The following is a 25,443-nucleotide window of genomic DNA, read 5'->3' on the forward strand; positions in this document are numbered from 1 at the left end:
GGCCGGCAAGTTCATCGACCCGATGACGTACGTCTTCAAGGGCGCCGGCGCCGGCTTCTCCAAAATCGGCGACGTCATGGCCGGCTTCAAGGGCATCGGCAAGATCGAGCTGCCCGCGTTCCCGGAGGGCGCGCTCGCGCTGCCCGAGGGCTCCTTCAAGCTCCCCGACGGCAATTTCCACCTCCCGGACGGCGCGAAGATGCCCGACGGGGCGATCAAGCTCCCGGACGGCAACTTCAAGCTGCCCGAGGGCACGACCGCGCTGCCGCCGAACACCGTCCGGCTGCCGGTCGACGGTCCCCCGCAGTTCATGGACCCCAAGGGCAACATCTACGACGCCGACGGCGCCGTGACCTCGCACGCCAAGGACGCCCCGACGGGCCACCCGGCCACGTCCGCGGAGCTTCCCAAGGTGGAGGCCCCGGCGAAGGTTCCCGTCCTGGTCGGCGCGGGCCACGTGGGCGACAACGCCTTCCACGTCGGCGACGACCTGACCGGCCCCGGGCACCACACCCCGGGCGGCACCGCGAACCACCCGATCGGCGGGACCGTCGACAACACCGTCCACAACAGCCACACCCCCGGCGGTGGCGGCGGCAACACCCACACCCCGGGCACGCACACGAGCGAGCCCGTCACCACGGGCGGCGGCCACCACGGCACCGGCGACGGTCCGGCCGTCCCGCACCAGGGCGACGGCCCCGGCGGCACCGGCCACGGCGGCCACGGGGGCCCCGGCGGCGGCTTCGACGACGCGGCGCACGCCGGTGACGACGCCGCGCACACGGGCGACGACGCGGCCCACGCGGGCGACGACGCGGCCCACGCGGGCGACGACGCCGCCCACGCCGGCGACGACGCGACCCCGGCCGGCCAGCACGGCGACAACGGCACCCCGGGCGGGGAGCGGGAGCTGACCACCGCCGAGCGCAAGGCGCTCCAGGACGAGCACGTCTGGAAGGCCAACAACGACCCGGAGTGGTTCAAGGAGCACTACCGGCCCAGTGACGGCCACCGTTTGAGCAAGTCGGCGAAGGTGGACGGCGTCGAGCTGCCCATCCTGGCCAAGGACGCGAACGGCGACTGGATCTCCAAGTACGACATGCCCAGCGGCCCTTCGGAGACCAAGTTCGGCCGGACGCCGCTCGGCACGGCGGGCATCGACCCGGTGCACCTGACGGAGCTCGACAAGGCGGCCAAGAACCGCTCGGTCGCCATGGAGCTCAACAACGCCCAGAAGGCGTTCGACGACAACCCGACGGTCGCGAACACGGACCGCCTGAACGACGCCAAGGCCGATTACACCAAGTACCTCGACGGCGTGCCCAACAACAGCAAGATCGGAGAGCGGCTCGGCGAGGAGGCCGCCGTGCGGCACGTGGTCCCGCACGAGTTCCCCACGGCGAAGCCGATCGACCTCCCCCAGACGGGGAACGGCGCCAACATGTTCGACGGGGCCTACGAGCTCCCGAACGACGAGTTCCTGATCGTCGAGGCCAAGGCGCCCAACGCCAATCTCGACTGGCGCCAGGGCGTGGGCGACGTGGACCCCCGCGTGACCGCGCCCCAGGGCCTGCGCGTCAAGCAGGGCACGCGGCTCTACGTGGAGACCATCCTCTCGGAGATGTGGAAGCGCGGCGGCAAGGATGCGCAGATAGCCGACAAGCTCTTCGACGCCCTCGAGGATGGAAAGCTGAAGTACGTCATGGTGAAGGCGAACGAGAACACCGGCTCGTACGCTGGGGCCGTGATGGAGCACTTGAAGATCTGACAGAGGAGAGAGCCCAGTGGCCACGAGCATTCCCCGCCACGACTTCCCGACGGAGAAGACCGCGGAGGATTTGGAGTTCCGCACCGAGAGCACGCAGCGGATCATCGCTCGGCTCGAAGAGTCGGAAATGTCCCGCTCGCGAGCCCTGGGCGCCACCCTGGCCGTGGCCGAGGCACGCTGCGCGACCGACCCGACGGCGGACCTGTTCACGACGTGGGAGTCGTGGGTGATCGCCATGCAGGTCGGCACCGCACTGTTCACCTCGGGGGCGGCGGCCGAAGGCCCCGTACCGTGCCGGATCGGGATCGCGGGCGAGGTGCGCAACCTGCCCGCGACCGGACCGCAGTCCTATCTGCACGCCGGCAACTGGGTCACGGCCTTCTACCTGGCGGCGATCTGCCGGGAGAACGACCGCGTGGACCAGCTCGCGCGGATCCCCGTGTCCTTCCTGCGGGCTTCCGGGGCGGAGTTCGACGAGTACCTCTACGCCTGGATCGAGACGCTCCAGGGCTTCTGGCTCGGCCGGGACGACGTCTGGGAGAAGCTGGTCGCCGCGATGAACGGCACCGACCCCGCGCAGGCGCGGTTCACGGACCCGGACCTGATGCTGAACATCATGTACCCGCCGATCGAGCTCTTCCACCGGTACCTGCGGCGCGAGGACGATCAGTTCGGCGCGGCCCTCGTCCAGGCCCTGAACGGGCACAAGAGCTACTGGACCGAGGACGGCGCCCGCGCCGAGAGCATCGACGGCCTGGTCGCGCTGGGCCCGCTCGCCATCGCCTGCATGGCCCGCGACGCCGGCATCCCGATCGAGGTCGAGTCCGAGTACCTGCCGAAGGAGCTCCTGGAGTTCGGCTGGGTCGGCGAGATCGACGCCTGAGCCGCCGGCCCCCGCTCTCCCCCCGGCTCTTCGGGCCGGGGGGAGAGCGGGGAGGGGCGTACTAGAGCCCGCCGGTGTCGTTCAGGGCGAGGGAGCCGCCGCCCAGCTTCGCCGGGACGACGTAGCGGTTGCTCGCCGCGACGGTCAGCACGCGGGACGCGGAAGCCGGGGAGACGCCGCACGCGCCACCCGGTCCAGCCCGGCGATGATCCCCGAGTACGTGCCCCTGCGACGTGCGTGCCGTGGCTCGGGCGCGGCTGCGGACTGGGCGCCGGCGGCCGGCGGGGCGGTCAGGGCCAGGGCGGCGGTGACGGCGGTCGCGAGTGCGACTTGGTGCGGGTGGTTCATGCCGGTGAGGGCACCATGCGGAAACGATCAGCCCTACGACATCCCCCGGCGGTTCGCGACCGGCCGGAAGCGTGCCGGAATGCGCTGCTCCGATGTGATGACGGCGGCGGCGAAGAGCGCCCAGCAGACGGGTGTGTACGCGAGGAGGTTGAGCCGGTAGAAGGGGCTGTCGGTGTTCGCGCCGATCCCCAGCGCCCACACCACCCCCACGCTGCCGCGTGCCAGCAGCCCGGCGGCCACCGCCCCCACCGCCGCCCGCCCGATCCGTCCCGGCAGTCGGCCGCCCACGTGCGCCAGCATCACCGCCGACCCGGTGACCAGGAGGGTGAAGGGCATCAGGAGCCCGCGCGGGGTGAAGGGCACCTCGAAGTTCAGGACGGCCAGGGACAGCGCCGCCGGGTCCCGCGCCGGCCAGGTCGCGCCGGTCATCCAGTACACGTGGACCAGTGCGTCCGCCGCGAGGACCGCCGCCACCGTCATTCCCGCACGCCGTCTCGTCCGCTCGTTCACGGCCGTCTCCTCCTGATGGTGTGAAGTGCTGTCACCGCAAAGGAGGGGGCGGACCCGCCGGACATTCCTGTGACGTGGGTCACGGGAATGTTTCGCCGGCGCGGGGCCTCTTCCTGTCCGAGACGCCGTCGAAGCAGGAAGTGGGGAAGTGGCCGCACCGGATCTGCCCGCACTCGTACGTTCCGCCCAGCGCGGCGACCGGATGGCCGTACAGGAGCTGCTGGACCTGCTCACCCCGTACGTCGGGCGGCTGTGCGGCCCCATCGCGCTCCAGGACGGCCCGGACGCCACCCAGGAGGCGCTGATCGTGATTTTTCGTACGATCGGCCAACTGCGTGAGCCCACCGCCCTGTTCGGCTGGGCCCGGGTGATCGCCGTACGGGAGGCGGTACGCATCGCCCGCGCGGGCGCCCGCAGCGTCGCCGACCCGCTCGCCGAGGTCCCGGCGCGGGGCGACCCGCAGCTCGCCGCCGACGTGCGCGACGTACTGGAACGGCTCTCCCCGGCGCACCGGGCCGTGCTGGTCCTGCGCGACCTCGAAGGCCTCGACGAGCACTCCGTGAGCGCGCTGCTCGGCGTACCCGAACCCACCGTACGGACCCGGCTCTTCCGGGCCCGGCGCAACTTCCGGAAGGCGTGGGACCGTTGAACGACCACGACGTCAGCAACGACTCCTGGCCCGTCGCCGAACTCGACGCCGTCCGCAGGCTGCGCGTCATCGCCCGTACGACCCCGGGCGCGAGCTTCGCGGAACACCTGATCGCGGCGCCCTTCGACCGGGTCTGGGCCCTCGCCTCCGACCTCGAGGGCCAAATGCCCCGGCTGATCAGCGACATCAGCGCCTTCACCGTGACCTCGGCCGACGGTGAGCGCCTCGAAGCCCGGGCCCGCAGCCCCCTCGGCATGCGGGCGCGCTTCGACATCGTCCTGCGCCCCGGCTGGTGCCTGATGCAGAGCCGCTTCGTCCTCGGCGGGATGGCCGCCGTACCCGAGGCCGACGGCACCCGGTTCGCGTTCTTCGGCGCCCTGCGCATCCCCGGCATCCGGCTGCTCGACCGCGCCCTGCACCCCCTGACCGACCCGTTGGGGGTAAAGGCACTCAAACGCTTCACGGACCAACTGGACGGTCACTAGGCTGGATTGCGTGATGGACCACCTTGAGTTCGAAGAGGAAGTCCGGACCGTCGCGCGCGCCCTGTGGGCGAGCGCCCGGGACGACGGCACCGTCAATCTCGACGGCGTCGAACACGACGGCGTCTACTTCACCCACGACGTGGTCCATTGCATCGAAGTGACCGTCTCCCGCCGCAAGGACAAGGCCGAGCACGACGGGAAGAAACTGAACAAGGCCGTCCAGAGATGGACGGGCAGTGACGGCCGGACCGCCCGGGGCTGGTTCGTGACCCTGGAGGAGCCGTCGCCCGAGCAGACCAAGGCCCTCCAGGCCATCGACCGGCGCATCACGGCGATCTCGTTCAAGCGGTTCAAGGCGCGCCTGTTCGACGCGTACCTGTACAACCAGCGGCGCCAGCAGATGCCCTTCGGCAGTGCCATGCACCCGGACGGCAGGGGCGAGAAGCTGGAGCGGTACATCCCGGCGGAGTTCGAACCCATCGGGGAACGGTCCGATCTCTCCCCGGCGCCCTCGTTCAGCGAGCTCATCGAGCGGATCGGGGCGGGCGGCCGGTTCTGCATCGTCGGTGACTACGGCATCGGCAAGAGCATGACGCTCCGGGAGATCTACCTGCGGATCTCCCAGGCCCACCGGGAAGGCAAGACGCTGCGGCACCCGGTCCACCTCAACCTGCGCGACCTCTGGGGGCAGCGCAGCCCGCGCGTGGCCCTGACCCAGCACGCCGAAGACCTGGGCTACGGGCAGCCGGACCAGATCATCGCCGCCTGGAGAGCCGGCTACGTCGACATCCTGCTGGACGGCTTCGACGAGATAGCCGCGCCCGGCTGGAGCAGCGACATCGTGGAACTGCGCCATTCCCGGCGCAAGGCCGTGGAGTTGGTGCGCAATTTCTACGACCAGACGCCGCAGCGGGCCTCGGTCGTCGTGGTGGGCCGGCGGAGCTATTTCGACGGCCTGAGCGAGCTGAACAACGCCCTTTTCAACGACGAGCCGTGCACGCTGCTCGAACTGTCGGAATTCAACGACGCGCAGCTGGAGACGTACCTCCAGGACAAGCGCTGGTCCTCGCTGCCCGACTGGATCCCCAAGCGCCCGCTGCTCATCGGATACCTGGCGTCCAGGAAGCTCCTCGGAGGCCTGCTCGAACCCGAGCAGGGGGTGGGTCCGGCCGAGGGCTGGGAGTGGCTCCTCGACCAGATCAGCAAGCGGGAGGCGCGGATCGAGACGGGCCTGGACGGCCAGACCATCCGGCTGACGATCGAGCGGCTCGCGTCCGTCGCGAGGAAGAGCCCCAGCTGTCTCGGTCCGCTCACCTACTCGGAGATCACCGAGGGCTTCAGGTTCGTCCGGGGCCGCGAGCCCAGCGACGACCAGCGGACCATCCTGCACCGGTTGCCCGGGCTCGGATCCGATCCGGATTTCGAGGAAGGCACCCGTAAGTTCATCGACGTGGACCTGGCCAGTGCGGCGCAGGCCAAGGACGTCTCGAACTTCATCATGAACCCCTTCGCCGTGGACCTGCCCACGGCCCGGTCGTGGAGCGGCTCCCTGCTCCAGTCGGGCGTGGAGGTCGCCGCGCTGCAGTGCGGGGAAGCGGCAGTGGCGAATGAGGGCGCGATCTCCACGGCGCTGTCCTTCGCCCAGCGCAATGACCTGGACGTGCTGTCCGCGGACGTCGTGCGCATCGCGCTGGCCCGCGGCATCTCGGTCGTCGGCTCCTCGTTCAATGTGGACGAGGTGGTCGTTCCCCAGGTCGAGCTCTACGAGGACTTCGGTGATCTCTCCGGAATTTCCTTTTCCCGCTGCGGCATCGAAACGCTGGTGCTCGACGGGGAAATCGACGGCTCGCTCATGCCGCGGTTCCAGGACTGCTTCTTCGAGACCATCATCGGCCGATTCGGCGAGGAAGACCTGCCGGCGAACGCTTTCGCGTCCTGTACGTTCGGCGAGTTCCTGGACTCCGCGGACCGCAACGCGGACGTGCTGCGCAGCTCCCTGCCCGAGGGGGTCCGCGTCATGATCACGATCCTGCGCAAGCTGTACCTCCAGCGGGGCAGCGGCAGGGCGGAGGGCGCGCTCGTACGCGGCATGGAACAGGCGAGCCGCGCACTCGTCCCCGGCTGCCTGGACATCATCAAGCGGGAGGACCTCGCGGCTCCCATCAGGCTCAACGGCAGGACCGTATGGCTGCCGTCCCGCTCCGACCAGAAAAGGGTGCACGCCTTCATCGCGGCCCCGCGCGGCAGCGGGGACCGCCTCTTCGGCATGGCGGGCCGGCTCTCCTAAGGGCTGTCCTCGGCCGAGCGCGCCGCGGCGGCCCGGCGGAATTCGGCGTTGATGCGCTGCGCGTCCTCCAGCTGGTCCTCGAGGATGACGATGCGGCAGGCGGCCTCGACCGGGGTGCCCTGGTCCACGAGCTCCCGGGCCCTGGCCGCGATCCGCAACTGGTAGCGGGAGTAGCGGCGATGGCCGCCCTCCGAGCGCAGCGGCGTGATCAGCCGGGCCTCTCCGATGGCACGGAGGAAGCCGGGGGTGGTGCCGAGCATCTCTGCCGCACGGCCCATCGTGTAGGCGGGGTAGTCGTCGTCGTCCAGTCGGCCGCCGAGCTGATCATCCGCTGTCATCTGCACCTCTTCGTGGGAACGCATCGAGGGAATTCAACACCATCGACCGCTGCCGCCGGAGCGCACGGGCACATGCCGAGGGCCCGACCGGCGTGTGCCGGTCGGGCCCTGGGTGCTGTTTCGCCGTCTGCTGCCGTCAGGCGGAGACGCCCGTACCGAGCATCGCGGAAGCGAGCTGGAGCGGGGTGAGCGGCCGCGCCGGCGCCTCCTTGGGCACGGAGTGGCAGGTGAAGCCGAGGAGGGTCATGGCCCGGGTGACCTCGGCGGCGCTGAAGTCACGCCGGTCCTGCCGGGTGACGACCTCGCCCACCTGCTTGACGGGGTACTGGCGGCGGCCGATGACCACGGACTCGCCGGTGACCGGCTCGGGCTTGATGCCCTTCATCGATTCGAGCACACCGCTCTTGGTCAGGTCGAACGGGAATCGTGCGATGACGCAGCGCATGAGGCCTCACAGAAAGACGGAGGGGAGGGGAGGGAGGGGCGGCAGGGAGAGGGGGACGCTCTCTCAGGCCGCCGCGTTGTACGCAGTCGTCCGCCGGGCGGTACGGCGGCCCGCCTCGCCCGTACGCCGGCCGCGCGAGCCGCGGGTGGTGGGACCGCGCCCGGTCCGCTCGGACGCCGGCGCCGTGATGGTGACCGGGATGCCGGACGGGGTCTGGGCTCCGGTGATGCGGTTCAGCTCGGGTGCGCCCGAGTGGACCTGGGTGATCTGGGGGCGGATCCCGGCGTTCGACATGAGGCGGACCATATCGCGGCGCTGCCCGGGGGTCACCAGGGTGACGACGCTGCCGGACTCGCCGGCGCGGGCGGTACGGCCGCCGCGGTGCAGGTAGTCCTTGTGGTCGCTGGGCGGGTCGACGTTGACGACGAGGTCGAGGTTGTCGACGTGGATCCCGCGTGCGGCCACGTTGGTCGCGACCAGCACGCTCACGTGCCCGGTCTTGAACTGGGCCAGGGTCCGGGTGCGCTGCGGCTGGGATTTCCCGCCGTGCAGCGCGGCTGCCCGTACGCCGCTGTTGAGCAGGTGCGCGGTGAGCTGGTCCACGGCGTGCTTGGTGTCCAGGAACATGATCACCCGGCCCTCGCGGGCCGCGATCTCGGTCGTGGTGGCGTGCTTGTCGGCGCCGTGCACGTGCAGCACGTGGTGTTCCATCGTGGTGACCGCGCCCTGCGAGGGGTCCACGGAGTGCACGACCGGGTCGGTCAGGTAGCGGCGGACCAGCAGGTCGACGTTGCGGTCCAGGGTGGCGGAGAACAGCATCCGCTGACCCTCGGGCCGTACCTGGTCGAGCAGGGCGGTGACCTGGGGCATGAAGCCCATGTCAGCCATCTGGTCGGCCTCGTCGAGGACGGTGATGGCGACCTGGTTCAGCCTGCAGTCGCCGCGGTCGATGAGGTCCTTGAGCCGGCCGGGCGTCGCGACGACGATCTCGGCGCCGCCGCGCAGCGTGCTCGCCTGCCTGCCGATCGGCATTCCGCCGACGACCGTGGCCAGGCGCAGCGCGATGGAGCGGGCGTACGGGGTGAGCGCGGCGGTGACCTGCTGCGCCAGCTCGCGGGTGGGGACCAGGACCAGGCCCAGGGGCTGGCGCGGCTCGGCGCGCTGACCGGCGGTGCGGGCCAGCAGGGCGAGGCCGAAGGCGAGGGTCTTGCCGGAGCCGGTGCGTCCACGGCCCAGGACGTCGCGGCCCGCGAGGGAGTTCGGCAGGGTCGCGGCCTGGATGGGGAACGGTACGGTCACGCCCTCCATGGCCAGCGTGGCCGTCAGGGCCCCGGGCATGTCGAGCTCGGCGAAGGCTTCGACGGCGGGCAGTGCGGGGGTGACGGTCTTGGGCAGAGCGAACTCGTGCCCGCGGCCGGGGCTACGGCTGTACCCGCGGCTGGGGCCACGGTTGGCGGCGGGGGCGTAGCGTCGGTCGTTCGTGTGTGTGCGGTTCATACGGAACGGAACCTCTTCCTCGATACGGCTCGTATCAAGGAGTTCCAAGAACGGGCCGGTGGGCTGTCTCTGCCCTGACATGCAAAGAGCTGGGGCCCGCACCCCAAGGTGCGGGCCCCAGCTCTGAGTACTGAGTACTACGCGGGAACGATGTTCTCCGCCGTCGGGCCCTTCTGGCCCTGCGCGATGTCGAAGTTCACCTTCTGGCCTTCCTGCAGCTCGCGGAAGCCCTGGGCGGCGATGTTCGAGTAGTGGGCGAACACGTCAGCGCCGCCACCGTCCTGCTCGATGAAGCCGAAGCCCTTTTCAGCGTTGAACCACTTCACGGTTCCAGATGCCATGTCAAATCTCCTTCGGGGCAGTGCCCGGAGTCCGCACCGTGCGGTCTCCGTGTCGCCGCGATGATTGCCCCGCCCGGAAAATAGACCGGAAATACAGAAGTACTCCCACAGGCATGAAGAACCTGCGGGGGCACTTGAAGTTTTGGGAACCACAACTGCAACTGATATCGACAGTAGCACGGCAAGGTCGACTCGGCGGGGTGAACATTTCCGCTGGACCCGTTGCGCCAGATATCCTCATCGCGCGTTGCGCCGATTTCTTATTTCGCCGGAACAGATATTGATTCGCCGCGGAGCAGGTATCGAGGCCCGAGTTGAGGCTGCGCCCCAGCGGCGTAGCGTGGGAAGGGACCTGGCAGGGGGCAGGGGGCGCGAGGAGCGGTGGCCATGGGCAAGCTCTCGATCGACCAGTTGCGCGAGCGGGTACGGGGTGCGGTCGTCACGCCCGATGACGGCGATGCCGCGTACGACGAGGCCCGCACGGTCTACAACGCCATGATCGACAGACGCCCGGCCGCCGTCGTGCGCTGCGCCAACGCGGGCGATGTCATGGCGGCCGTGGACTTCGCCCGGGAGAACGGGCTCGACCTGGCGGTCCGGGGCGGTGGGCACAGCGTGCCCGGCTTCGGTACCTGCGACGGCGGCGTGGTCGCCGACCTGTCCGGGATGCGCGGGGTCCGCGTGGACCCCGTGGGGCGGACGGCGCGCGCCGAGGGCGGCGCGACCTGGGGCGACTTCAACGCGGCGACCTACCCCTTCGGCCTGGCGACCACCGGCGGGATCATCTCCACCACCGGTGTCGGCGGCCTCACCCTGGGCGGCGGCATCGGCTACCTCGCCCGCGGGCTCGGCCTGAGCTGCGACAACCTGGTCTCGGCCGACGTGGTGACGGCGGACGGCCGGCTCGTGGTGGCGAGCGAGCAGGAGCACGAGGACCTCTTCTGGGCGCTGCGCGGCGGCGGCGGCAATTTCGGCGCGGTGACCTCCTTCGAATTCGGGCTGGCACCCGTCAAGGACGTCTACGGCGGGCCGATCCTCTACGAGCTGGACAGCGCCGGCACCGTGCTGCGTTCCTTCCGGGACTTCATCGCCGACGCGCCGGAGGAACTCGGCGGGTTCCCGGCCTTCCAGATCGCCCCGCCGCTGCCGTTCATCCCGCCGGACCGGCACGGCGAGGCGTTCATCCTGATCGTGTCGTGCTGGGCGGGGCCGCCGGAGGAGGGCGAGCGGGCGCTCCGTCCGTTCCACGAATTCGCCCCGGTGGTCGCCGAGCACGTCGGCCGGATGCCGTATCCCGCGCTCAACAGCGCCTTCGACGCGCTCGTGCCGCCGGGTCTCCAGCACTACTGGAAGGCCAACTTCGTGACCGAGCTGAGCGACGCCGCGATCGAGGCGCACCTGGTGCACGGCCCCCGCCTGCCCGTCGTGAACTCGACGGTCCACATCTACCCGATCAACGGCGCCTGCCACCGGGTCGCCCCGGAGGCGACGGCCTTCGCCTACCGGGACGCCTCCTTCGCCACGGTCATCGCGGGCATGTGGCCCGACCCCGCCGACAACGAGGCCAACACCGCCTGGGTCCGCGACTACTACGAGGCGACCGCCCCGCACTCGGAGGAGGGCGGCTACGTCAACTTCATGGCGGACGACGACCAGGGCCGCATCCGCGCCAACTACAAGGGCAACTACGACCGCCTGGCCGAGGTCAAGCGCACGTACGACCCGGACAACCTGTTCCACCTGAACCAGAACATCAAGCCGTAGTTCCCGGAACCTCGGCCCGGTGCCCGGCGGTCGTGAAGATGCGGTCCAGGTGGTGGTGGAGCACGGCGACGGCCGAGGCCGAGTCCCGCTGGCCCACCAGGATGCCGGTGCCCAGGGTGGCCGCCATGGCGAGCAGGCTGATCGCCTCCGTGCGCGCGTCGGCGCCGGGATCGGCCAGGCCCTGCGCCTGGGCCCGTTCGAGCAGGCCGGTCAGGGCGTTCTCGGCGGCGTCGGGGTTGTCGACGAAGGGCTGGGCGGCGAGCGCCTCGTCGGTCACGGACAGGATCGAGTAGGAGCTGTAGAGGAGATGGAAGGTGCGGCTCTCCTCGTCGACCGGCAGGGAGGCCAGCAGCAGCGCCTCGATCGTCGCGCGCGGGCCCGGGTCCGGACCGGCGGCGGCGAGGCGGGCGCCCACCCGGGCCGTGAAGCGGTCGGTGAGGTGCTGGAGCCCGTAGAAGAGCAGCTTCTCCTTGGTCTGGAAGTAGTACTGCACGAGCCGCAGTGATACGCCCGCCTCGGCCGCCACGTCGCGCATGCCGACCGCGTGCAGCCCGCGTCGTCCGGCGACGCGGACGAGTGCCTCGGCGATCTGGGTGCGCCGTTCCTCGTGGTCCACGCGTTTCGGCATGTTCTGGTGTCTCCGCCCGTCGGTGATGAGCCCGCGGCTCCTTTTCATGGTACCGCCGTATCAACATCATGGTACGGTCGTATCACGAAGAGTGGACCTTTCCCGGAGGTGCCCCGTGCCCGAGAACCCGACCCGTGCCCGCCGTGACATCGGCCGCTACGTCAACGACACCTTGCGCGACCGGTACTTCGCCGCCTGCGACGCGCTCTACGCGCTGGGGGCGCCCGCCCGCTCGGAGGCGGACGTCGAGACGAGCTTCGGCACCACGCACGTCTACCGGTACGGCCCCGCGGATCCGGCCGCCGAGTCCCGTACGCCGGTGGTGCTGATCCACGGCGCGGGCTACTGCTCCGCCATGTGGTACCCCAACACCCCCGCGCTCAGCGCCGAACGCCCCGTCTACGCACTCGACACCCCCGGCGACGCCGGCCGCAGCATCCACCGCGAGCCCATGTGGCAGCCCGAGCGCGCGGCCCGGTGGATGGACGAGGCCCTCGACGCGCTCGGCCTCGACCGCGTCCACCTCGTCGGCTCCTCCTACGGCGGCTGGCTCGTCATCAACCAGGCCCATCTGCGGCCCGGCCGACTCGCCTCGGTCACCGCCCTCGACCCCGGCGGCCTGGAGAAGGTGGGCCTGCGCTTCTTTGCCTGGGTTTTCGTGAGCCTGTTCGCGAGCTTCGCCCCCAAGGCGCTGCGCCCGCGCCTGGCCGCCTGGCTGGAGCAGCCCGTCCTCGTCGTGCCCGAGCTGCGCAGGTGGGTCCAGGCCGGCGCCCGCGCCTTCCGGATCCGCCGCCCCGCCCCGCTGCCGCTGTCCGACGGCGAACTGCGCTCCATCCGGACGCCGTTCTACCTGATCATGGGCAAGCGCAGCCTGCTCGTGCACCCCAAGCGCCAGCTGGAGCGGGTGCCGCGGCTGATCCCGGGAGCCCGCGCGGAGATCGTCGCCGCGACCGGCCACGGCCCGCAGCTCGATCACCCCGACCTGGTCAACGCCCGGATGCTGAGCTTCATGGAGGACGTCGACTCCCTCGACCCGGCCGCGGACCGGGGCGCCGTCGACGCGTGACGTGGGTGCGCCGCGGCGGAGCCGCCGGAGCCGTCGCTCCCGCCGTGCGCTAGTGCGCCGCGGGCCCGGGCGGCAGTAGCTCGGTGATGACGAAGGCGACCACGGCGGCCAGGATCACGACGGGCATCATGGCGGAGCTGCCCAGGAGCAGGATCACGAGCACCACGCTGCTCACCGGCAGCCGCAGCGTGGCGGCCGAGGCCGCCGCCATGCCCGCCGCCACCGCCGGTACGACACCCAGACCGGGCAGCGGCGAGAGCAGAACGCCCGCCGCGGCGCCGAGGAACAGCGCCGGGAACACGGGTCCGCCGCGCAGGCTGCCGAGGCAGAGCGCGTAGGCGGCGCCCTTCAACAGCAGGACGGCGACCAGTGCGCCGACGCCCCACGCCCGGGGGTCGGCGGCCAGTTCGGCGAGGGTGGCCTGGCCGGACGAGGCCACGTTCGCGGGTGAGCGGCCGGTGAGCAGCGCGTAGAGGGCGGCGCAGGCAGCGGCGCCGAGGGCGCACACGACGGTCCGTACGAGCGGCCGCGCCGCGACGTACGCGGCGACCCGCCGGGCCACCGCCGGCAGCGGGTGCAGGACCGCGGCGAGGGCCGCGGCGATGGCCAGCGCCCACAGCACGTCCGGCACGTCCAGGTGGGGGACCGGGGCGGACAGCCCGAGGGACAGGTCGCCCGTCGCCAGCCCGGTCCAGCGGCCGAGTCCCGTGAACACCAGGGCTCCGACTCCGCTGGAGAGCAGCGCGGGGAGCATGACCGCGAACAGCTGCGGCCCGCCCACCCCCGCGACCTCGATGAGGAGAACCGCGGCGACCAGCGGATTGCCGAAGATCGCGGAGATGGCCGCCGCCGCTCCGGCCGCACCCAGGAGGGCGACGCTCTGCGGGGTCGCCGGCACCTGCGCGAGATCCCGGAACAACAGGGCCAGGCCGCCGCCCAGGGCGATCAGCGGGGCCTCAGGGCCCAGGACGGCGCCGAACGGCAGGCCGGCCAGCGCCGCGAGGAGTACGCCGGGCAGCGCGGCCGACGAAGGGCCCGAGGTGTTCAGTCCGGACGCGGGGATGTGGCCGCCCCCGCCGGGCAGGTGGGTGACGACCAGGCCGACCACGATTCCGGCGAAGAGCAGCAGCGGGAACGGCCACCACCAGGGCGGGACGTCCAGGCCCACGGCGTGGGGGAGGTCCGCCCACAGGGCGTGCTCCAGCTCGTGCAGCAGGACGAGGAGCCAGAAGGCGGCGAGGGACACCGGGATGCCGATGAGCGCACAGAAGACGAGCGCCTTCAGATAGCCGGGGCTGCGGAGCATGTGCCGCAGTACGTCCGCCTCCTGCGGCTGCGTCCCGCTGACCGGCGGGTCGGATCGAGCACGCGGCTCCGTCATGGGGTCCTTCCCTCCGGGGCTGATGAGAGTCCGTCGGCCGGGCCGGTCACGAGTCGTCCTCCGGGATCGGCGGGACCTCCCCACGCCTGCGCACGCCGATCCTGACCGCGCTGAAGAGGACCTTGGCGATGACGCCCACGAGGATCAGATCGACGATCATTTGTGCGGTCGTCAGCGCACGGGCGACCTGGGTGACGGGTGCGATGTCCCCGAATCCCACGGTCGCGAACACCGTGACCGTGAAGTACAGCGCGTCGGTCCGGTTCAGCGGCTCCGAGAACGAGTCCCGCACCTCCTTCGCGAGCAGGAAGTACGTCGCGGAGAACAGCAGCAGGAACAGCGGCAGGGCGGTGGCCAGTGCGCCGATGGCGCGCAGCCGCGGATGCTCCGCATGGCTGATGGCGGTGATCTCCCAGGCGATCAGGCTGCCGAAGAGGGCCAGGCCCACCACCAGCAGTACGAGGGTCACGTCGTCGAACCCGCGGTCCAGGGGAGCCAGGTAGTACAGCGCCGTGAGGAGGGCGGCCGAGCCCGCCGAGCGGAGCAGGTGCCCCACCAGCAAGCGGCGCGGCAGGCGGCCCCGCTCAGGCGGCAGCCGTGTGCGGTCCGCCATCTTCACCGGCCTCTGCCTTGTCGCTCATGACAACTCCTCGCACACAGAGTTCTACAGCCATTGCAGCATTCGCCCGAGCGCCTCGCACCTCTGCGACCAGTGCTGTGGCCGGGAAGGTTTGCCGTGCCGGGCGCCGCGACACGGTGAACCTTCCCGGTCACAGCACTAGACCCCGTCCCGGGCCGCCCAGATCAGCGGATGGGTGTCGCCCCCCGCTTGTTCCACCCACCGCAGCCGGTCCCGTAGCACTCCGTGACGGCTGCCCGGGCTCCGTTCCACCAGCCGGGTCAGCAGGGTGCGCATTCTGCGCAGCGCCATCGGGGAGCCGGAGCCGGACCCGGCGGCGAAGACGAGGTCGTCGACGGCCGTCCGGACGTACTCCTCCCAGTCGGGCACCGGCACCGTCACCCGCAACGCGCCGTCCTCGTCCTCGAAGCGCCCGCAGTCCAGGTCCCGGTCGGCGAGGCGGCCCAGCAGGTCTTCGACGCGGTCCAGGCAATCCACCGCCGTGGCCGGGTCGTTGACGGCCGAGGAGAGCGCCCGTAGCGCGATGTCGACGAGCAGCCGGAACGGCAATTGCGGATCCTGGTCGAAGGTGCGCTCCATCCCCGTCACCATGGCGTCGCGCAGCACCCCTTCGGAGAGCCGGCCGCCCGTCACCTCGGCGAGCACCATGCCCCGCGACACGGCCCGGCCGGGGGCGACACGGAAGGCGATCGAGCAGCCGTGCGCCTTCGCCACGCCGACCAGTGAGGGTACGTCGATCTGCTGGACCACCACCCCCGGTCCCGACCAGCGAACGGTGGCGGCGCCGGCCATCGCGGAAGGTTCCGCGCCGACCTTGTCCGGATCGTACGGCCGCACGTACAGCGCATCGAACAGCCGGTGCGCGCGGGTGGCGATCGCGGTCAGTGAATGGGCGAGCTGGATCGAGGTGAACGCCCTCATCTGAAGGGTCTGCATGAGTGCGAGCGCGACCAGCGAGAGCACCATGGCAGCGCAGGGGACGAGGACCGATACGGTGCTGCGCGCGCCGATGGCCAGCCCCGCGGTGACGCTGAAGACGAACACCCCGACGGTGAAGGCGAACGCCCACCAGACGATCGGCTCGTCGCGGAAGAGGCCGAGGCGCGGTGTGAAGGTGCTGGCGGAGAACTGCACGACCAGGAACAGCATCGAGTAGATGATGCTCACCAGGCTGATGACGCCGAACCCGATGGTGAACAGGAGCGTCGCCACGCGTCCGGGCTCCACCTGCGGCCCCACCGAGAGCAGTGGGGCGAGCAGGCCCAGCGCCAGCCCGACGACCGCGCAGACGAGCTGGGACAGGTCCCGGCGCATCGCGCGCGTGGGCCGGTGGAACAGTGCCTTCTGACGCCGTGCAGCCGAGCCGGACATCCAGCCTCCTCACGGTCCCCGTGGACGCAGCGCCGGTTAAGGATGCAATCACGGGAGCAACGAGACCGAGCGGCGAAATGCCGGATACCGGTAATTCCGTCATTGTTCTCGTGGAGGCGGCCGCACCCGCCGGCAATCGCGCCCCGAGGCCCCGAGGAGTGTCACCGTGCAGGAAACGGAGACCGGACCTCGGTGGCGGGCCGCCCTGCGCATCCCCGGCTGGATGCGCAGGCACACCCCGCTGCTGAGCCGGATCCTGGAGCAGCTCGCGGCCGTCAAGGTCCTGGACTGCGCGACCAGGCTGGCCGCGCAGGCCTTCCTGGGTGCGGTGCCCGCCCTGTTCGTCCTCGGCGCCCTCGCCCCGGCCTGGCTCCAGGAGCAGCTCGTCTCGTCCATCCGTACGACGCTGGGGCTCACGGACGCCTCCCTGGACCAGGTCCGGTCGGTGTACTCCGCCACCGACGGCACGGCCACGGCGAGCACGGGCGGAGTGGGGGTCGTGGTGACTCTGCTGTCCGCGACCGCCTGCAGCCGCGCCCTGCAGAGGACGTGCGAGCGCTCCTGGCACCTCCCCAAGGCCAAGGCCCGGCTGGCCGCCTGGCGGTGGCTGGCCTGGCTCGCCGTATGGCTGACCGCCCTCCTGTTCCAGGGGCCGCTGCAGACCGCCTTCGACACCGGTCGGACCCTCGGCTTCGTGCTCGGGCTGGTCAGCGGCACGCTGCTGTGGTGGTGGACCCAGCACCTTCTGCTCGGCGGCCGGATCCCGTGGCTGCCGCTGCTGCCCGGTGCGGTGCTGGCCGGGGCCGGTGAGCAGCTGCTGACCGTGGCGTCGAGGATCTACATGCCCCACGCCGTGGAGCGCAGCCTGCGGCAGTTCGGCAGTCTCGGCTCGGTTTTCGTCCTGATGTCCTGGCTGATCATGCTGTTCGTCGTCATCACGCTCGCGATCGCCGTCGGCTACGTGCTGGCCCGCGAGCCGGCGCCGGCGCGCTGGCTCCGTACACCGGCCGCATCGCCGGCACCGTGACGGCTAGCGCTCCTCGGCGTGCGCTGACCGGTTCCCGTCCCGGTCCCCGCCCCGGCCGTCGGCCGCCAGCAGCGCGAGTACGGCGAGCACGGCCAGCAGGATGGCCACCAGGAGCAGGACCGTGAGCACCGTCGGGTGGTTCCACAGCGCGAACAGGAGCGCGAGGACGAGCAGCACGCCGGTGGTGACCCAGCGCCGGTGGGCATCCGCCCACACGCCGACCCGGCCGGTGTGCACCCCGTGGGCGGAGCCCCAGCGCACCGCGGAGTCGGCCGTGCGCTCGGCCGCACCGCGCACGCCGCGCGGCAGCCGGCCGGCGCCCGAGAGGTAGGCGCCGAGCGCCACGACGACCCCGAGGACCAGCGCGGTCCGGATGCTGACCTTCAGGAACCGCACCAGCGTGTCGAAGACCGCCGCTGCCGCGGCCGGGGACTGGACCTGCGCCGGGAGGTGGTCGAGGTAGTAGTGGCGTACGAGGACCAGCACGATGGCGAGGACGAGACAGGCGGCGGCCGCTCCGAGCATCGTGGTCACCAGGGCCCGGCGACGGCGCCGGGCGAGCCACACCCCGACGGCACCGAGGATCACCGTGAGCACGGGGAGCCAGTTGCCGAGGATGTCGAGGAGGTGGGCGGCGCCCCTGATCTTCCCCAGCTTGTCGGACTGGAAGAGCACCATCTGCTTGTTGACCTCGGGGATCTTCTCGGCAGGAGTGAGACCTGCCTTCACGAGGTCCTCTTTGACGTTCTCCACGGCCGCCCCGACGTCGAGGGTGACGGTGCCGCCGTCGACACCCACCGCGCCGCGGCCCTGACCGGTCAGCGCGTGCACCACCGCGGAGTGGGCGGCGCGGTTGGCGGTGGTCCAGACGGTTTCGAACCTGTCGCTCTCCACGAACCGGGTCGCCACCTTGGAGACGGCCGCGTCCGCGGCCGAGTCCAGCTGCGGGCCCAGCGCCTTGACCGCCGTTCCGACGCGGGGCGGCAGTCCCTGGGACTCGAGCCACTTCGCCAGGTCCGATGTGACCTGGGCGCCGTCGACCCGGACGTCGGCCGCCTCGGTGATGCGGTGCACGGCGGCGGCCTCGATGGCCGGGTTCGAGGCGAGCGGGGAGACCGTGGACACGTACCGGCCGGTGTCCAGCACGATGTCGTGCACCCAGACGGTGATCAGGGAGACCGGCACGAGGATGCAGGTGAGGGTGATCAGCACGGCCGAGATCGAGCTCCTCACCCTCCGCCGACGCGGCGCGGACACCTCGTCGAGCGGACCGGACGGCAGACTCATGGGACTCCCCGGGAACGGCGGACGTGAAACCCTGCTCCCGCCCATTGGACACATGCCGTCGCCGAATCCGCGCGTTCAGTTGCGCCCACCGCGTATGCACGCCTGGTGGGCGGGCCTCGTGGTCACACTGCGGTCGGCGGCTGGGGAGTTCCGCCGGTGCGGCGGTATTCGGCGTTGATGCGCTGGGCTTCCTCGAGCTGGTCTTCGAGGACGACGATGCGGCAGGCGGCCTCGACGGGTGTCCCCTGGTCGACCAGTTCCCGCGCGCGGGCCGCGATGCGCAGTTGGTAGCGGGAGTAGCGGCGGTGTCCGCCTTCCGAGCGGAGCGGGGTGATCAGCCGGGCTTCGCCGATGGCGCGGAGGAAGCCCTGGGTCGTACCGAGCATGGCGGCGGCCCGGCCCATGGTGTAGGCGGGGTAGTCGTCGTCATCGAGACGGCCGTCGAACGACTCGTGTGCGGTCATTGAACCTCTCTGTGGAACGCGTCGAGGGGCCCTGGTGCCGTACGGCACCAAGGCCCCGAAGGAACTGCTACACCATCTGCCGGCCCTCGTGCTGCGCCGGCTTTCTGTTTCCGCGGACCTGGCCTGAACTCGGCCGGGGGCGCGGGGATCGCGGTTGCTTGACCGGAGACCACCTCACTATCGATGTCCTGCGGTACCCGGGCTCAGACTCACGGCCCGGGCGATCCTGATGGCGGTCAACTCCTCCGTTCTTTCCCTCTGAATCGATCACTGCGGTACTGCGGTACTGCGTACTGCGGAACTGCTGTGGCAGCCCCTGATCACTGCGGGCCACCCGGTCCGGTCGTCAGTCCCGTCGCCGTCATACAACAACCCTGGCTTCGGCACTCCACCACCGGACCGTTCTGCGCACTGCGTGTGTACTTGTACTGGTGCCCGGCAGTTCGTCTCTCCGGGCCTTGCTCGATCTCGGCTACAAGAGAAACCATAGCCAGGTTGCAAGCGAATGTCTACTGTGGCCGTGATAGATTTTCGCGCGTTCGACGGGAAGGTAATCGGATTCGAACGTGACCGAGCCGACGAGTGCACCGTGACCGCCTGGACCCGTGACAATGCGGCCGATCCGCGCAGCACGTTGCCCGCACCCGCCAACCATCGACCCGTCAACGGGCGTCGAGGAGCCACGCCCCCTCTCCAAGGAGTGATCCACCATGGCCGAACACCCTCCCCGGGAGGCCGGCGGCGAGGACATCGCCGTAGAGGTTCTGGACCATGCCGTCGCGGTCAGGCCCACCGGCGAACTCGACATCGAGACGACACCCTCCCTGCAGCTCGCCCTCACCGAGGCTCTCTCCCACGCCTCACCGGCCAGGCCCTTGGTGGTCGACTGCAGCCGCCTCACCTTCTGCGACTCCTCGGCACTCAACGCCTTCCTCGGAGCGCGACGCGCAGCGCAGGACACCGACACCGTCGTCCGACTGGCAGCTGCCAACAGCCAGCTCCTGCGCCTCCTGGAGATGACCGGCACCCTGCCGCTGTTCCCCGTGGACCAGGACCCGCCGACTTCCGGCCGCTTGCCGACAGGCTCCCCCGACGGGCTTCCCTGTTAGGTAAACCGGTGCTGTGCGGGCGGCGTCGGCGTACGGCGTAGGCGGGTCGCCTTTCCGTGCCAAACCCCCGTCACGGAGGAGGCGCGCCGCGCCGCACCGGGTACACGGCGTCAGGGTGGCCGGCCGCGCCGCCCGATACACCGATGCTGAGGAGGACCCGGTGGACGGGATCGTGCTGCTCAAGGAAGACCACAAGACGGTGGAGAAGCTGTTCAAGCAGTTCGAGAAGGCCGGCGACGACGCGCACGCCGAGAAGCGGAAGATCGCCGACCAGGTGATCGACGAACTCACCACGCACACCTGGATCGAGGAGAAGATCTTCTACCCGGCCGCCCGGGAGGCCGCTCCCGACACCGAGGACCACGTCCTCGAAAGCGTCGAGGAGCACCACGTCGTCCTGTGGATGCTCTCCGAACTCAAGGGCCTCGACCCGAGCGACGAGCGGTTCGACGCCAAGATGTCCGTCCTCATGGAGAACGTGCGCCATCACGTCGAGGAGGAGGAGAAGGAGTGGTTCCCCGACGTCCGCAAGGCCATGGGCCGCAACCGCCTCACCGAACTCGGCGAACGGATGGAGCGGGCCAAGAAGAAGGCCCCGGGGGACCCCCTCGCCGTTCCCAGCGCCGGCCGGTAACGCAGTGTGGCCCGGACTCGACGAGTCCGGGCCACGTTCACTGGGGCACTCAGGCGGGGCGTCCGCCGAAGGGGGCGCCGGTGCCGTAGTAGGTGCCCAGCTCCTCGCGATAGCCGGCGTTGCCGAGGTGCTGGTCCCGATGGAACTCGGGAGCGTCCTTGATCTGGCCCTTGGTCCGGTCGACGTGGATCTTCCGCTCCTCCGGGTCGATGCTGACGACGGTGCTCGCCGGCAGCAGGACCTCCTTGCCGAAGATCCAGACCCCGGTGTCGACCACCAGGTAGGCGTCACCGACCTCGTCGGAGTGCTTGTCCACCTTGCCGATGCCGCCGTCCGTTGCCTCGACCTTGTAGCCGGTCAGGTCGGTACCGGCCAGGTGGCCCGAAGTCGACTTGTAATTCCACACATGCTCAGTCACGCGAAAACAACTCCTTTGCTGACAAGGGCGGCGAGCTTGAATCGCCGTTACACCATTACGTGGTTGCGCCGTTATGCCGACACTCGGTGGACTACCAGCGGTACCAGCGGCCATTGCTGCCGGCGGGCCGGGCGACGAAGCCGACCAGCCACACCACCAGCACGATCACCGCAACCCACCACAGGGCTTTCAGCGCGAACCCCGCGCCGAAGAGGAGCAGGGCCAGCAGAAGAACAAGAAGCAGGGGAACCATGTGAATCAACCTCCGAAGTCGCGGTTGCCCCTGCCCTCCGACTTCAAACGCCCGAACTCGCGGACCGCTCGCGAGCGTTCCGGGTGCCCGGGTGCCCGGGTGCCCGGGTGCCCGGGTGCCCGGGGAATGATCCGCGGCCGTCCACGGGACAGCCCTCAGGGCCTTTCGGCGGCCTGGCGAAGCAGGTCGACTGGTTGGTCGACGGCCGTCGACCTGGTCTTCATCCCGTACGGCTCCTGTTCGTCCTCGTTGAGCACTTCCCGGCTGTCCGGGTCGCGGGCGATGTGGACCTGCATGTAGGGGACGGTGTCTCCGGGTGCGAAGAGTTTGCCCTCGTGCCATTTCGGAATCACCCACCACATGGCCGCCCAGTCGGGGGCCTGGGTCATGTTCATGATCGCGCTGCTGCGGTAGATCCTCGACCGGTAGCGAAAGAAGTCATCGCCCGGGTTCGCGAGCCACCGTGGCGCATCCCAAAGGTGCTTGCGGCCGGCGGAATCCACGTCCCACGAATACTCGATCGACTGCGGGTAACTGTTGGCGAGTTTGCAGCGGTCCGCCCGGATGAATGAGATGTCCGCGGAGAGCTGGACGCGGCCTTGCCCGGAATTCAACGGCACTTCGATGACGGCATCCTTGGAGAAGTCGTCCCCGGGGTCGAGGCGGCTGCCCGCGGAGGTGATCTGTCCTGCCGCCAGCATCCGGGCGGGGCGGTCGAAGTCCTCGTGGCGGTAAGTGTCCCAGCCGTCGCCCAGTTCGTCCCGCCACCGTGCCGGTCCGGTGCCCTTCTCGCGGAAGGTGCTCGGCCAGATCGTGGCCGACCACCGCGTTCCGATGACGAAGATGCTGATGGTCCCCTCGTTGCGGAACGTGAAGTGCGCCGGTACGTACAGAGTGGTGCGGGCGGCGTTCAGGGCCGGCTTCCCGAAGGAGGCCATGAACGGGACTTCGGGCGGGGCGACGTACGGCGTGTACATGGCGGAGTAGGCCACGCTCGCGGCTGGTGACGGTCACGATGACGACGCCCGGCAGTACGCACTGCCCCGAGTACCGGGTGGCCCGCTTGCCCCAGTGGTCGAAGACCGCCGCCGCCGCGACCGCCTCCAGCAGCGCGCCGGTCAGGAAGACCACCCCCATGACCCGCCCGCCGGAGGTCAGTGCCCTGAGCGCGTCCGAGAGCCCCACCCGGAACAGCACGGCGGCCGACACGAGGAGCCCGAGCATCATGAAGCAGCCTTGAGCGCGCCGCCACCGGGCGCGGTCCGGCCACAGGCCCGGGTCCGCCCGCCACCGGACCTCCCCCGGATGCCCGAGGTCGATGTCCGCCGGCACCCCGGCCCGCCGCAGCACCCGGTGCAGATCCCGCGGCGACCACGCCCGCCCCACGGTCTTCCCCGCGACGCTGACCTCGCGCAGCCCCCGACTGTCGGGTGCGTACACGATGACCTGCGGCCGACTGGACGTCATGCCCCCAGCATCTGCGCGCCGCAAGAGCCCCGCAGCCTGCCTGGCCATCCGGGTGACCCCACCCCCCGGCTGCCCAGGCCGGGGCTCTCAGATCTCGTCGGAGTGGGTGCCGCTGCCGGCCAGCGTCCTGCTGGTGGCCAGCCAGGACCGGGCGGGGCCGGCGGGTGCTGCCGTGTCCACGGTGAGGTGGAGGCGGGTGGCCCCGTCGCTGCCGGGGTAGCTGCGCTGTTCCATTCCGGCGAAGCAGTAGCGCAGTGCCTCCGCGACCGCGCGGGCGGCTTCGGGTGTGCGCGCGATGATCCGGACCTCGGCGTGTTCGGGCGACGGCAGTGCCTGGGTCTCCATGTGCTTCACGTGGCCTGTTCCCTTCGTGGTGGGCGGAGAGGCCGGCGGGCGGCCCCGGTCAGCAGGAAGGTCCGTTCCTTACGGATCGGGATCGGCATCCGTGCGGTGGGCTCGACGACTGGTGCCGTCCGGCTGACCGGGAGGTTTCGGCAGGGGCTCGTTGAAGTGGTAGGCCGCGATCCGCGCGTCGTGCTGCGCGTTGAGCCGGTGGATCAAGCGCATTCCGATGCCGGTCATGAGGATGATCGCTGCGATGAGGACGAGGGTCTCCACGGAGCTCACCTCCCACTGCTTGAGGGCGACGGGACGGCCTTTCGGTCCATCCGGTTCCCGAAGGGGGACATGCAGGCCCCTCCTTCGCTCTCCCAGGTGGCCTCCCGGCGTCCGGCGTCCTGGATGCCGCGCCCGATGACGGTTTCGTTGGCCATCAGGACGCCGGCGGTGAGGACGCTGCCCGGGATGGCGGCGGCGGCCATCAGCCGGGCCGCGGCCGCGGGCCCCGTCTCGGGCGGGACCACCAGCACGTCCCAGCGGCCGACGGCGTAGGAGAGCAGGATCAGCTTGTCGGGGTCCTGTTCGTTGAACCAGCCCACGTGCACCGTGCGCCCGTGTACGGGAACCGTGTGCGGGATGACCGGCCAGCGGCCGGGGTTCACGCTGACGCGGGTGATGCGCCCCCACGGCTCTTCCAGAGCGGCGGCGAGGGCTGGGAGCTCGGCTTCGAGGTCACGGGAGTACGGCCACCAGGCACCGTCCAGCTGACCCGCGAGCGTGCTGTTCCGCGTGAGTGACAGGCGCGCCGGGCGTGTGGGTGCACGTGTCCGGTCGCCGGCGCGGTCAAGGGTCGTGGTCATGTCGCGGACCCGTCCCCGGGCCGTTCGAGAACGGCCCGGCGCAGTGATCGCCGGAAACGACGTCCGCGTGGGAGCGGGTGTGCGAAATACTCCCGGTCTCTCCACGGTACTCCGTTCGCGGTCCCGGAGCTGTTCTGACCAGGTGCTTTCCGGCGGCTCACCTGCAGCCTCAGCGGCCGAGGAACCGTTCGACAGCTGCGGCGACGGCCTCGGGAGACTCCTCCGGTGCGTAGTGCCCGGTGTTCGGGAGCACCTCGAGCTGGGCATTCGGGTACCACTGCATCCAAGTGGCCCGCATGGCCTCGGCCCCCAGCACGGGGTCGTTCGCCCCTGCGAGGAGGAGGACCGGGGCCGGGTTGCCTTCCACCCGCTCGTGGAAGTCGACGCGCGCCCAGGAGTCCAGGTACGTGCGGAAGGCCCTCGCCGAGGAGCGCCCCACCGAGCGGCTGACCATGGCGTCCAGCCATGCGCTGTCGCGCTGCCCGCCGGTGGTGTGGTCGATGATCGCCCTGCGGTTGCCGGGATTCTTCGCGGCTCCGGCGAAGAGCTCCCACATCTCACCCTCGAGCGGGAAACCGGACGCGGGCACCGCCGAGATGCCGATGATCGAGCGGATCCGCGAGGGGTTGTTCAGCAGCATCAGCTGGGCCGCCTTGGCGCCCATGGAGTGGCCGACGACCGAGAAGGACTCCCAGCCCAGGTGGTCGGCCACGGCGAGGGCGTCCTCGGCGACCTCCTCCATCGTGAAGGTGCCGTCGGTGTCGATCGCCTCGCCGTACCCCCGGCAGTCCAGGAACGCGTAGCTGAACGCGTCCCCGTTCAAGTGCCCGCGCATCGGGTCGAAGCTCGACCGGTCGCCGAACCAGTTGTGCAGCAGGAGGGCTCGTTCGGAGCCGGTGCCCAGTACGTCGTGCGCAATGACCTGTCCTGTCACAACATCCCCTGCTCGTCCGGTGATCGCGTACGGCCGGCGGTCACCGGCGAGCAAGTCTTGCGACCTCCGTCAGGCGATGGCAACGCGACACCCCGCGCGGCGGGGGTTGCTCCCAAGCCGTCGGCTGACCTTGCGAATCAGGCGGACTGTCGCACGCTTACGCGTCGGGCTGCGGAGGCGGGGCTGCGTCGACCGCGGGAGGCGGTGGTGCGCTTGGGGCGTTCGGATACGGGTGCGGTGATGGTGA

29 protein-coding genes and 1 pseudogene are annotated in these 25,443 nt (G+C 70.6%); 11 read left to right on the top strand and 19 right to left on the bottom strand.

Annotated features, from left to right (window positions below; genetic code table 11):
• Together ACFWBF_RS32710 and ACFWBF_RS32715 are read left to right on the top strand one after the other, a co-directional pair.
• A pseudogene (locus tag ACFWBF_RS32710) lies at nucleotides 1-1,771 on the top strand (hypothetical protein); the annotation flags it as partial.
• A gap of 16 nt (nucleotides 1,772-1,787) precedes the next feature.
• A complete protein-coding gene (locus ACFWBF_RS32715) occupies nucleotides 1,788-2,654 on the top strand; it encodes an immunity 49 family protein (RefSeq protein WP_385608270.1) in 867 nt (288 codons plus the stop codon).
• 144 nt (nucleotides 2,655-2,798) lie between these two features.
• Here the strand turns inward: ACFWBF_RS32715 and ACFWBF_RS32720 are convergent, their stop codons facing one another.
• The gene (locus ACFWBF_RS32720; protein ID WP_385608271.1) at nucleotides 2,799-3,002 is read right to left on the bottom strand and encodes a hypothetical protein; all 204 of its coding nucleotides are present in this window, start codon (nucleotides 3,000-3,002) and stop codon (nucleotides 2,799-2,801) included.
• 33 nt (nucleotides 3,003-3,035) lie between these two features.
• Nucleotides 3,036-3,512 carry a DUF3995 domain-containing protein gene (locus ACFWBF_RS32725; RefSeq protein WP_385608272.1) on the bottom strand — a complete coding sequence of 159 codons (477 nt, stop codon included), beginning with the start codon at nucleotides 3,510-3,512 and terminating at the stop codon, nucleotides 3,036-3,038.
• A 148-nt stretch (nucleotides 3,513-3,660) separates the two neighbouring features.
• Here ACFWBF_RS32725 and ACFWBF_RS32730 point away from each other — a divergent pair, with 148 nt between their 5' ends.
• Genes ACFWBF_RS32730 through ACFWBF_RS32740 form a run of 3 tightly spaced genes read left to right on the top strand, consistent with a single transcriptional unit; the run spans nucleotide 3,661 to nucleotide 6,933 of the window.
• A complete protein-coding gene (locus tag ACFWBF_RS32730; RefSeq protein WP_385608273.1) occupies nucleotides 3,661-4,161 on the top strand; it encodes an RNA polymerase sigma factor in 501 nt (166 codons plus the stop codon).
• Nucleotides 4,158-4,646 carry a hypothetical protein gene (locus tag ACFWBF_RS32735; protein ID WP_385608274.1) on the top strand — a complete coding sequence of 163 codons (489 nt, stop codon included), beginning with the start codon at nucleotides 4,158-4,160 and terminating at the stop codon, nucleotides 4,644-4,646. The genes ACFWBF_RS32730 and ACFWBF_RS32735 overlap by 4 nt, the downstream gene beginning before the upstream one ends.
• A gap of 13 nt (nucleotides 4,647-4,659) precedes the next feature.
• Nucleotides 4,660-6,933: an NACHT domain-containing protein gene (locus tag ACFWBF_RS32740; protein ID WP_385608296.1), complete on the top strand. Its 2,274-nt coding sequence runs from the start codon at nucleotides 4,660-4,662 to the stop codon at nucleotides 6,931-6,933.
• Here ACFWBF_RS32740 and ACFWBF_RS32745 read toward each other — a convergent pair.
• The 4 genes from ACFWBF_RS32745 to ACFWBF_RS32760 form a co-directional block, all read right to left on the bottom strand.
• A complete protein-coding gene (locus tag ACFWBF_RS32745) occupies nucleotides 6,930-7,271 on the bottom strand; it encodes a MerR family transcriptional regulator (RefSeq protein ID WP_385608275.1) in 342 nt (113 codons plus the stop codon). The genes ACFWBF_RS32740 and ACFWBF_RS32745 overlap by 4 nt on opposite strands.
• 136 nt (nucleotides 7,272-7,407) lie before the next feature.
• Complete coding sequence (locus tag ACFWBF_RS32750) at nucleotides 7,408-7,716, bottom strand: SCO5918 family protein (RefSeq protein WP_385608276.1); 309 nt, start codon at nucleotides 7,714-7,716, stop codon at nucleotides 7,408-7,410.
• Between the two features lie 63 nt (nucleotides 7,717-7,779).
• Nucleotides 7,780-9,213: a DEAD/DEAH box helicase gene (locus ACFWBF_RS32755; RefSeq protein WP_385608277.1), complete on the bottom strand. Its 1,434-nt coding sequence runs from the start codon at nucleotides 9,211-9,213 to the stop codon at nucleotides 7,780-7,782.
• Nucleotides 9,214-9,350: 137 nt separating this feature from the next.
• Nucleotides 9,351-9,554: a cold-shock protein gene (locus ACFWBF_RS32760; protein WP_014047008.1), complete on the bottom strand. Its 204-nt coding sequence runs from the start codon at nucleotides 9,552-9,554 to the stop codon at nucleotides 9,351-9,353.
• A 387-nt stretch (nucleotides 9,555-9,941) separates the two neighbouring features.
• On the opposite strand from ACFWBF_RS32760, the gene ACFWBF_RS32765 reads away from it, so the two are divergent.
• A complete protein-coding gene (locus tag ACFWBF_RS32765; RefSeq protein WP_385608278.1) occupies nucleotides 9,942-11,318 on the top strand; it encodes an FAD-binding oxidoreductase in 1,377 nt (458 codons plus the stop codon).
• On the opposite strand, the gene ACFWBF_RS32770 is transcribed toward ACFWBF_RS32765, so the two are convergent.
• Nucleotides 11,308-11,946, bottom strand: a complete 639-nt coding sequence (locus ACFWBF_RS32770) for a TetR/AcrR family transcriptional regulator (protein ID WP_385608279.1) — start codon at nucleotides 11,944-11,946, stop codon at nucleotides 11,308-11,310. The two genes, ACFWBF_RS32765 and ACFWBF_RS32770, sit on opposite strands and share 11 nt — an antisense overlap.
• Before the next feature lie 115 nt (nucleotides 11,947-12,061).
• Between ACFWBF_RS32770 and ACFWBF_RS32775 the strand changes: the two genes are divergently transcribed.
• Nucleotides 12,062-13,012: an alpha/beta fold hydrolase gene (locus ACFWBF_RS32775; RefSeq protein ID WP_385608280.1), complete on the top strand. Its 951-nt coding sequence runs from the start codon at nucleotides 12,062-12,064 to the stop codon at nucleotides 13,010-13,012.
• 49 nt (nucleotides 13,013-13,061) lie between these two features.
• Here the strand turns inward: ACFWBF_RS32775 and ACFWBF_RS32780 are convergent, their stop codons facing one another.
• The 3 genes from ACFWBF_RS32780 to ACFWBF_RS32790 form a co-directional block, all read right to left on the bottom strand.
• Nucleotides 13,062-14,393, bottom strand: a complete 1,332-nt coding sequence (locus ACFWBF_RS32780; RefSeq protein WP_385608281.1) for a chloride channel protein — start codon at nucleotides 14,391-14,393, stop codon at nucleotides 13,062-13,064.
• 46 nt (nucleotides 14,394-14,439) lie between these two features.
• On the bottom strand, nucleotides 14,440-15,006 hold the full coding sequence (locus ACFWBF_RS32785) for a potassium channel family protein (protein WP_385608282.1): 567 nt from the start codon (nucleotides 15,004-15,006) through the stop codon (nucleotides 14,440-14,442).
• 165 nt (nucleotides 15,007-15,171) lie between these two features.
• Nucleotides 15,172-16,404: a DUF2254 family protein gene (locus ACFWBF_RS32790; protein WP_385608283.1), complete on the bottom strand. Its 1,233-nt coding sequence runs from the start codon at nucleotides 16,402-16,404 to the stop codon at nucleotides 15,172-15,174.
• 166 nt (nucleotides 16,405-16,570) lie between these two features.
• Here ACFWBF_RS32790 and ACFWBF_RS32795 point away from each other — a divergent pair, with 166 nt between their 5' ends.
• Nucleotides 16,571-17,431, top strand: coding sequence for a YhjD/YihY/BrkB family envelope integrity protein (locus tag ACFWBF_RS32795; RefSeq protein WP_385608284.1), 861 nt, complete (start codon nucleotides 16,571-16,573; stop codon nucleotides 17,429-17,431).
• A 3-nt stretch (nucleotides 17,432-17,434) separates the two neighbouring features.
• Here the strand turns inward: ACFWBF_RS32795 and ACFWBF_RS32800 are convergent, their stop codons facing one another.
• Both ACFWBF_RS32800 and ACFWBF_RS32805 read right to left on the bottom strand, forming a co-directional pair.
• Nucleotides 17,435-18,718 carry a hypothetical protein gene (locus ACFWBF_RS32800; protein WP_385608285.1) on the bottom strand — a complete coding sequence of 428 codons (1,284 nt, stop codon included), beginning with the start codon at nucleotides 18,716-18,718 and terminating at the stop codon, nucleotides 17,435-17,437.
• Nucleotides 18,719-18,840: 122 nt separating this feature from the next.
• Nucleotides 18,841-19,182, bottom strand: coding sequence for a MerR family transcriptional regulator (locus tag ACFWBF_RS32805; RefSeq protein ID WP_385608286.1), 342 nt, complete (start codon nucleotides 19,180-19,182; stop codon nucleotides 18,841-18,843).
• A 710-nt stretch (nucleotides 19,183-19,892) separates the two neighbouring features.
• On the opposite strand from ACFWBF_RS32805, the gene ACFWBF_RS32810 reads away from it, so the two are divergent.
• Nucleotides 19,893-20,291, top strand: coding sequence for an STAS domain-containing protein (locus ACFWBF_RS32810; RefSeq protein WP_385608287.1), 399 nt, complete (start codon nucleotides 19,893-19,895; stop codon nucleotides 20,289-20,291).
• Between the two features lie 160 nt (nucleotides 20,292-20,451).
• Entirely contained in the window at nucleotides 20,452-20,925 is a 474-nt protein-coding gene (locus tag ACFWBF_RS32815; RefSeq protein WP_385608288.1) for a hemerythrin domain-containing protein, read from the top strand.
• Nucleotides 20,926-20,974: 49 nt separating this feature from the next.
• Here ACFWBF_RS32815 and ACFWBF_RS32820 read toward each other — a convergent pair whose 3' ends face one another.
• The 3 genes from ACFWBF_RS32820 to ACFWBF_RS32830 all read right to left on the bottom strand — a co-directional run bounded on the left by ACFWBF_RS32820 (nucleotide 20,975) and on the right by ACFWBF_RS32830 (nucleotide 22,588).
• The gene (locus ACFWBF_RS32820) at nucleotides 20,975-21,343 is read right to left on the bottom strand and encodes a PRC-barrel domain containing protein (RefSeq protein WP_385608289.1); all 369 of its coding nucleotides are present in this window, start codon (nucleotides 21,341-21,343) and stop codon (nucleotides 20,975-20,977) included.
• A gap of 91 nt (nucleotides 21,344-21,434) precedes the next feature.
• Entirely contained in the window at nucleotides 21,435-21,596 is a 162-nt protein-coding gene (locus tag ACFWBF_RS32825) for a hydrophobic protein (RefSeq protein WP_385608290.1), read from the bottom strand.
• Nucleotides 21,597-21,751: 155 nt separating this feature from the next.
• Nucleotides 21,752-22,588, bottom strand: a complete 837-nt coding sequence (locus ACFWBF_RS32830) for a hypothetical protein (protein WP_385608291.1) — start codon at nucleotides 22,586-22,588, stop codon at nucleotides 21,752-21,754.
• Between the two features lie 11 nt (nucleotides 22,589-22,599).
• Between ACFWBF_RS32830 and ACFWBF_RS32835 the strand changes: the two genes are divergently transcribed.
• The gene (locus tag ACFWBF_RS32835) at nucleotides 22,600-22,836 is read left to right on the top strand and encodes a hypothetical protein (RefSeq protein ID WP_385608292.1); all 237 of its coding nucleotides are present in this window, start codon (nucleotides 22,600-22,602) and stop codon (nucleotides 22,834-22,836) included.
• A gap of 314 nt (nucleotides 22,837-23,150) precedes the next feature.
• On the opposite strand, the gene ACFWBF_RS32840 is transcribed toward ACFWBF_RS32835, so the two are convergent.
• From ACFWBF_RS32840 to ACFWBF_RS32855, 4 genes are all read right to left on the bottom strand, one after another.
• The gene (locus ACFWBF_RS32840; RefSeq protein ID WP_385608297.1) at nucleotides 23,151-23,408 is read right to left on the bottom strand and encodes a hypothetical protein; all 258 of its coding nucleotides are present in this window, start codon (nucleotides 23,406-23,408) and stop codon (nucleotides 23,151-23,153) included.
• 78 nt (nucleotides 23,409-23,486) lie between these two features.
• Complete coding sequence (locus tag ACFWBF_RS32845) at nucleotides 23,487-23,681, bottom strand: hypothetical protein (protein WP_385608293.1); 195 nt, start codon at nucleotides 23,679-23,681, stop codon at nucleotides 23,487-23,489.
• A 5-nt stretch (nucleotides 23,682-23,686) separates the two neighbouring features.
• Nucleotides 23,687-24,262, bottom strand: coding sequence for a DUF5994 family protein (locus ACFWBF_RS32850; protein ID WP_385608294.1), 576 nt, complete (start codon nucleotides 24,260-24,262; stop codon nucleotides 23,687-23,689).
• Between the two features lie 169 nt (nucleotides 24,263-24,431).
• Complete coding sequence (locus ACFWBF_RS32855) at nucleotides 24,432-25,196, bottom strand: alpha/beta fold hydrolase (RefSeq protein WP_385608295.1); 765 nt, start codon at nucleotides 25,194-25,196, stop codon at nucleotides 24,432-24,434.
• Nucleotides 25,197-25,443 lie beyond the last annotated feature (247 nt).

The sequence above is a fragment of the Streptomyces sp. NPDC060028 genome, assembly GCF_042736725.1.
Lineage (GTDB): Bacteria > Actinomycetota > Actinomycetes > Streptomycetales > Streptomycetaceae > Streptomyces.